The organism is Aquiflexum sp. (assembly GCF_041749095.1).
Classification (GTDB): Bacteria; Bacteroidota; Bacteroidia; order Cytophagales; family Cyclobacteriaceae; genus Aquiflexum.
On sequence record NZ_JBGTCA010000323.1, the window covers coordinates 1 to 2,925 of the forward strand.

The 2,925-nt window shown below is 44.2% G+C and carries 2 protein-coding genes; both read left to right on the forward strand.

Annotated elements, in window-relative coordinates:
• A partial coding sequence (locus ACEW8O_RS14890) for an ATP-binding protein (protein WP_373495418.1) occupies positions 1-1,894 on the forward strand: 1,894 nt, incomplete at its 5' end.
• A 181-nt stretch (positions 1,895-2,075) separates the two neighbouring features.
• Positions 2,076-2,925: two-component regulator propeller domain-containing protein (locus ACEW8O_RS14895; RefSeq protein ID WP_373495419.1), on the forward strand; the 850-nt coding region annotated here is incomplete at its 3' end.

Consider the following 2,925-nt stretch of genomic DNA (forward strand, 5'->3'; position numbering starts at 1 on the left):
GATGCGTGCAGGAGATGTGAGGATATTATCCGAAAATAAAGGAAAGAAAATAGACATCATTTCTTCAACGATGTTTAAAAGTTTTAAAATAGCGGATGGCTTACCCGATAATGTTGTGACGCAAGTTATTCAAATGTCCGATGGTAAAATGGCTATTGGCACCAACCTTGGAATCACCCTTTTTAACCCTTCCCATGACTTTGCTAAACTGACCGATATAGTAATATACAACTCCAATACAGGCTATCCGGTAAAGAGTGTAAATATAGGGCAAAACTCTATGTTCTTAGACAGTAAGGGCATAATATGGGCAGGCACGGGCAGCGAAAAAACAGCCTTGGTACGGTTTGACCCTGTGACATTGAAAAAGAATATGGAAGCCCCAACCCTGGTCATTCAATCCATAAAAATAAACGGTGAGAATATTCCCTGGTACGATTTAAATGAAAAGCCTGTTGCGATTGACAGCATGACTACCCCTGCTTACGTCACTGAAGAGGTGGGCCTTTTCGGGAGGGAATTAACAGAATCCGAAAGGGATATTTTGCAAAAACGGTTTGAACGCATTCAGTTTGATGGAATCAGACCTTTCTATCCAGTACCTGAAAAATTAATACTGCCCCATGAGCTTAATCATATTTCATTTGAATTTGCCGCCATTGAAACCTCCCGGCCATTTATGGTAAAATACCAATACATGCTGGAGGGATATGACAAAGACTGGAGCCCTCTTACCAGCAGAAGCAATGCTTCATTTGGCAATATCAGTGAAGGCACTTATACTTTTAAGCTCAAAGCACAAGGAGCCAACGGGGTATGGACTGACCCGGTTAGTTACACTTTTAAAGTTTTGCCACCCTGGTGGCGTAGCTGGTGGGCCTATGGGAGCTATGCAGTGCTTCTAGGGCTGCTGGTGTTTGCATTCGATCGCGTGCAGCGGCGGCGGCTGATCCAAAAAGAGCGCGAACGGGCTGAAGGACAACGTAAAGAACTCGAATTGCAAAAAGCAGCGGAATTGAAAGTTGCTTATGATGAACTCGCTCATGCGCATGCAAACTTGAAATCCACCCAAGCGCAGCTTATCCAGTCCGAAAAGATGGCAAGTCTCGGTCAGCTCACAGCCGGTATTGCCCATGAGATCCAGAATCCCTTGAACTTTGTTAACAATTTTAGTGAGGTAAGTGCGGAGTTGGTGGAAGAGATTGAAGAAGAAAGAGCCAAGAGCCAAGAAGCAAGAGACGAGACTTTGGTCAGTGAAATTCTTGGGGATATCAAAGAGAATCTGGGGAAAATCAACCACCACGGCAAACGGGCGGATTCAATTGTGAAAGGCATGCTGGAACATAGCCGAGCCAGTTCAGGGGAAAAAGTACTTACAGATATCAATGCCTTGGCAGATGAATACCTGAGACTATCCTACCATGGGATGAGGGCTAAGGATAAAAACTTCCAAGTTGACTTTACAACCCATTTTGATCCCGACCTGCCCAAAGTCAACCTAATACCCCAGGACATTGGAAGGGTTTTGCTGAATATTATCAACAATGCTTTTCAGGCTTGTAGTTCGAAATTCATCATTCAGGATTCATCATTCGAAATTCAAAATAAACCGCAAGTCATTGTCTCCACCAAAAACCTCGGCGACAAAATCCAGATTTCGGTTCAGGACAACGGCCCCGGCATCCCCGACTCCCTCAAAAACAAGATCTTCCAGCCTTTCTTTACCACAAAGCCGACGGGGCAGGGAACGGGTTTGGGATTGTCTTTGAGTTATGATATTGTGAAAGCCCATGGAGGGAAAATCAATATGGAAACTATGGAAGGAGAAGGAGCTGAGTTTATAATAACACTTCCTGTAAGTTTTCTTCCAGAAACAAAACCAGATTCAAAATGAGGCCAGTATTCTTTAACCTTCGAAATGAATTTTGCTATATAAACTTCTCAAAACCAAGCCAATGTTTTCTAAGATAAAGCTCAGGTAATACCCCCAATTATTTTGCAAAAAGAATTATTTTATAATTTTTTCACATTAAATTTATTTGGTGTTCCCCAACAGTCGATCCAAAGATGTTGCTATGAAAAAGCCACTGTTCTCGTTTTTCGCTATTTTTATGCTGTTGCTGTTTTTTTATTCCCTGCGGGCGCAACAGATCACCTTTAACAAGGTGGTGCTACCAACCGGTGATTCACATGGTGGTGTGGGCGGCTTTGCTCAGGATAAGAACGGCTATATGTGGATAGCCACAAAAGGGGGATTATTTAAATATGATGGGTACCGGTTCAAAATATTTAACAATGATCCTTCCGACCCCCTATCATTGGTAAACAACCGGCTTGAAAACATTTATGTAGACCGGCAAGGGATTATCTGGATCATTTCATGGATGGATGGACTGGACAGACTGGACCCTAGCACGGAAACCTTTACCCATTATCGGCATGATCCAGAAAATCCGAATAGTTTGAGCAGTGATACCATACGCAGTATCATTCATGACCAGGATGGCATTTTCTGGATAGGTACAACCAGCGGCCTGGACCGATACGACCCCAAATCAGGTGAATTCCAAAACTTTTCCCACAACCCAAAGGATTCTACCAGTTTAAGTTGCAACCGGGTACGTATGCTGTATGAAGACCGGGAAGGTACCTTATGGGTGGGGACAGGCAGTGCCTGGAACGGTGAAGGTGGGGAAACAGATGAAGGCGGTTTAAACCGCTTTGATAAAAAAACCGGTACATTCAAGCGGTACCTGCACGATCCGGACAATCTGCAGTCCCTGATCAACAACAAAGTCAGTAGTCTTTTCGAAGATAGCCGGGGAACCTTTTGGATAGGCACTGCCGGGGATGGGTTGCACACTATGGACCGTGAAAACGGTATCTTCCAGAGGCATCGGCACGATCCGGCCCAGCCTGATAAGC